At 77.0% G+C, this 3,976-nt stretch carries 7 protein-coding genes; 3 read left to right on the plus strand and 4 right to left on the minus strand.

The window, feature by feature from the left end; genetic code table 11:
• The 3 genes from flgN to PYV61_RS21955 all read left to right on the plus strand — a co-directional run.
• A partial coding sequence (gene flgN, locus PYV61_RS21945) for a flagellar export chaperone FlgN (RefSeq protein WP_275835682.1) occupies window positions 1–501 on the plus strand: 501 nt, incomplete at its 5' end.
• Window positions 502–517: 16 nt separating this feature from the next.
• Window positions 518–2,026 carry a flagellar hook-associated protein FlgK gene (flgK, locus tag PYV61_RS21950; protein ID WP_275835684.1) on the plus strand — a complete coding sequence of 503 codons (1,509 nt, stop codon included), beginning with the start codon at window positions 518–520 and terminating at the stop codon, window positions 2,024–2,026.
• The gene (locus PYV61_RS21955) at window positions 2,026–2,277 is read left to right on the plus strand and encodes a carbon storage regulator (protein ID WP_275835686.1); all 252 of its coding nucleotides are present in this window, start codon (window positions 2,026–2,028) and stop codon (window positions 2,275–2,277) included. The genes flgK and PYV61_RS21955 overlap by 1 nt, the downstream gene beginning before the upstream one ends.
• Window positions 2,278–2,307: 30 nt before the next feature.
• Here PYV61_RS21955 and PYV61_RS21960 read toward each other — a convergent pair whose 3' ends face one another.
• The 4 genes from PYV61_RS21960 to PYV61_RS21975 form a co-directional block, all read right to left on the minus strand.
• A complete protein-coding gene (locus tag PYV61_RS21960; RefSeq protein WP_275835688.1) occupies window positions 2,308–2,649 on the minus strand; it encodes a hypothetical protein in 342 nt (113 codons plus the stop codon).
• Between the two features lie 42 nt (window positions 2,650–2,691).
• The gene (locus PYV61_RS21965; protein WP_275835690.1) at window positions 2,692–3,264 is read right to left on the minus strand and encodes a GNAT family N-acetyltransferase; all 573 of its coding nucleotides are present in this window, start codon (window positions 3,262–3,264) and stop codon (window positions 2,692–2,694) included.
• A complete protein-coding gene (locus PYV61_RS21970; RefSeq protein ID WP_275835692.1) occupies window positions 3,261–3,707 on the minus strand; it encodes a hypothetical protein in 447 nt (148 codons plus the stop codon). The genes PYV61_RS21965 and PYV61_RS21970 overlap by 4 nt, the downstream gene beginning before the upstream one ends.
• Window positions 3,708–3,735: 28 nt before the next feature.
• A partial coding sequence (locus PYV61_RS21975) for a hypothetical protein (protein WP_275835694.1) occupies window positions 3,736–3,976 on the minus strand: 241 nt, incomplete at its 5' end.

Here is a 3,976-nt window from a genome sequence, read left to right on the forward strand (position 1 = left end):
GCCGGCGACCCGCCGCGCGACCCCGCGGCCCGGGAGCGCGCGTCGCGCCCGCCGAGCGTCGCCGGCCCGCACGCCCCGGCGGTGCTCGACGCGCTGCTCGACTCGCTGCGCTCCGAGCGCAAGCTGGTCGAGGACCTGGCGGCCACCATGCGCCGCCAGCGCGCCGCCGTCGCCGGCGACGACCTGCAGACGGTCGACGACACCGTGTTCGCCACGCACCGCATCCTGGCCACGCTCGGGCAGGCGCGGCTCCGCCGGCGGCAGCTGAGCCGCCTGCTGGCCGGCGTCGACGAGTTCCCGATGCGCGACCTCGACGAGGTCGTCGGCCCGCAGATGACCGAGGCCATGCGCGGCGCCCGCGACGAGCTGCAGGCCAGCGCCGCGGCGCTCGCCCGCGAGGTCGACGTGAACCGGCGCGTGCTGCGCGACGCGCTGTCGAGCGGCGAGGCGCACGCCCGCGTGCTCGCCGGCGACGGGCGGCTCGTCAACCGCACCGCCTGACGCGCCGGAGGCCCCCGTGTCCCTCACGAGCATCTTCAGCGTCGCGCGCACCGCGCTGAACTACCAGCAGGCCGTGATCCAGACGGCCGGCCACAACATCGCGAACGCGGAGACCGAGGGGTTCTCGCGGCAGCGCGTGGACGCCCAGGCGGCGACCCCGCAGCGCTTCCCGTACGGCAGCATCGGCACGGGGGTGGCGATCGACGACATCCGCCGCGCCCGCGACGTCCTGCTCGACCAGTCCTACCGCCGCGAGGCGTCGGGCGAGGGCGCGGCCACGCTGCGCCACGAGCTGCTGGGCTCCGTCGAGCAGGTGCTCGGCGAGCCGTCGGACGACGGGCTGTCGGCGGCCATGGACGCGTTCTGGTCGTCGTGGTCGGAGCTCGCCAACCAGCCCACCAGCCAGGCGGCGCGCAGCGTCGTGCAGCAGCGGGCCCGCAACGTGGCGACGCAGCTCAACACGATGGACGCGCGCCTCACCGAGCTGCGCGCCCAGACGGCGACGCGCCTCGACAACGCGCTCACGGAGCTGAACGGGCTGGCGCAGTCGGTGGCGGAGCTGAACGGGCGGATCGTGTCGGCCGAGGTGGGCGGGCAGTCGGCCAACGACCTGCGCGACCAGCGCGACCTGGCGATCGACCGGATGTCGAAGCTGGGCGAGACGCGCGTCCTGCCGCAGCGCGACGGCTCGGTCACCGTGCTGCTCGGCAACAACACGATCGTCGACGGGGTGCACGCGCAGCGGGTGCAGCTGGCCGCCGACGGCGGGCCGACGCTGCGCCTCGCGCTGGCGAGCGCCCCGGCCGAGCCGATCCTGAGCGTCGGCGGCGCGGTGCAGACGCTGCTCGACTTCCAGAACGGCGAGCTGGCCGAGACGCAGGAGCGGATGGACGCGATGGCCAACACGCTGGCGCGGGCCGTCAACGCGGTCCACCAGCGCGGCAACGACGGCACCGCGCTCGCCCCGTACGACGCGTTCTTCGTCGACAAGGCGAGCGGCACGTTCCAGGAGGGGGACCCGTTCGCGGTGCCCCCGGTGGCGGGCGTGGTGACGGCGCGCAACATCGCCCTCGCGGCGCCGCTGGAGCGCGACGCGTCGCGGATCGCCGCCACCTCGTCGCGCCTCACCAGCCCGGCGGGCAACGACGTCGCGCTGGCGATGGCCGGCCTCCGCAGCGCGACCGCCGCCTCGCTCGGCGGGGTGGTGCTGGAGACGATCGACTTCACGGTGGTCGACCGGTCGGTGGTGCCGGCCGGGCGCAAGACGACGCCGCCGGGGAGCATGGCCGACTTCTTCCGCACGACGGCGAGCGCGCTGGCCGCGCAGGTGAAGGACGCCGAGGGCGGGGCGGCCGTGCGGCGGACGTTGCTCGAGCAGGCCGACGCGCGTCGGAACTCGGTGAGCGGCGTCAACGTCGACGAGGAGCTCACCACGCTCATGCGCGCGCAGCAGGCCTACGCGGCGGCGGCCAAGGTGATCACGGCCGCCGACGAGATGATGCAGACCCTCATCGGGATGATCTGATGCTGATCCTCGGGCGCCGTGCCGGCGAATCCATCGTGCTCGACGGGGGGATCACCATCGTCGTCCTGGCGTGCGAGCGCGGGGGCGTCCGCCTCGGCATCCAGGCGCCGGCCGACGTGACGATCCTGCGCGGCGAGATCGTGCAGCAGGTCGAGGAGGCCAACCGCCGCGCCCCCGCCGACCCGGCGGCCGCGCGCGCCTTCCTCGCGACCCTCGGCGAGCCCCCGGCGGCGCGGGACGACGCGGCGTAGCGGCTGCGCAGCCGCGCAGCCGCGCAGCCGCTACTGCGAGTTCCGCGTCGCGACCAGGACGCCGACCAGCACGGCCGTCAGCGCGAACAGGACCGCGACCACGAGCCACACCGCGCGCGTCGGCCGCCGGTCGCGCCGCGCCACGACGGCCGGCTCGCTGAGGTACCACGTCCCGGGCTGCGGCCCCTGGACGACCACCCCCTCCTCGGCCAGCGTCGCCAGCTCGGCGTCGTGGACCACGCCGAGCGCGGTGAGGGTGCGCGCGCGCTCGGGCGCCGTCGCGCCGGCGAGGCGGAAGGCGTCCATCACCTCCTGCACGCGGCGGGCGCGGGCGGCGGCCATGATCGCGACCATGGCACCTGCGTTCGTCATCGGCCCTCCCGGGCGTCGGGGTGTGCCGAACGAATAGGCGCGTCAGCGCGCCGGCGCCAGCAGCCCGTACATCGCCGAGTCCTGCCACTCGCCGTCGTGCCGCCAGCGCGCCCGCCGCAGCCCCTCGCGCGCGAACCCCGCCCGCTCCAGCACGCGGACCGAGCGCGCGTTGCGCGGGTCGACGTCGGCCTCCAGCCGGTGCAGCCCGAGCGGGCCGAACGCGAAGGCCACGAGCGCGCCGAGCGTCTCCCCCGCGTACCCGCGCCCCCACGCCGCGCGCGCCACCGCGAAGCCCACCTCGGCGCGCCCGTGCGCGGGCGTCAGGTCGGCGAGGGTGCAGGTGCCGACGACGCCCCCCGACGACCGCTCGGCGATCCCCCACTGGAACAGCGTGCGCGCCGCGAAGTGCGCGTCGATCTCCGCGCGCAGCGTCTCGGCCTCCGCGAGGTCGGCGAGCGCCGGGCGGCTCCAGTAGCGGCACACCTCGGGGTCGCCGAACACCGCGAACAGCGCCGGGACGTCGGCCGGCCCCAGCGCGCGCAGCACGAGGCGCGCGGTCGCGAGCTCCGGCAGCCGCGGCGCGTCGGCGAGGAGCCGCGCGTCCCCGCCCGTCACCGCACCACGACGACGCGCGTGATCGCCCACGGCGCCAGCTGCCAGTTGGACTCGGCGCCGCGCGCGGCGCCCTCGATCCGCAGCTGCAGCGTGCCCGCCGACGTCACCGGCACGGCCACGCGGTGCTCGATGAAGCGCAGGTCGTCGGTGCACGCCTCGCCGCCCGTGTGCCGGTTGAAGAGGCGGACCGCCGCCGCGCCCCCCTGCGTCGCGTGCAGCGGCACCACCTCGGCGCGCGCCGCCTCGCGCACGCACCCGCCGCCGAAGGTCGTCACCGTCACCACCAGCGGCGTCCCGAGCGTCGCGGCGTCGGGCACGTCCACGCGCGCCACCTGCTCGCCCAGCCGCAGCAGCGCCGGCTCCTCGCGCCCCCCGACCGCGGTGGACGACGAGCTGCACGCCGCGAGGAGCGCGGCGACGAGGGCGAGACGGCGGGTCGGCATCTGTGGGCGGCGCGCGGGGGTCTCCCGATCATACCGCGCGCGCGCCGCCCCGGTCACGCCGCGGCGGCCGAGGCGCGCCGAGGGTACCACGCAGGTACCACGCGAGCGCCGCCGAGAGGAGCAGCACCGCCGCCGCCCCCGCCCGCACGCCGCGGTGCGCGTCGGCGGGGAGGCGGAGGATCCACGGCAGCGCGCCGAGCATCGCGGCCGTCACGACGCCGTAGCCGAGCGCGGCGCGCGGCGCCCAGCGCGCGCGCGCCCAGCTCCCC

It is taken from the genome of Roseisolibacter sp. H3M3-2 (assembly GCF_029211165.1).
Classification (GTDB): domain Bacteria; phylum Gemmatimonadota; class Gemmatimonadetes; order Gemmatimonadales; family Gemmatimonadaceae; genus Roseisolibacter.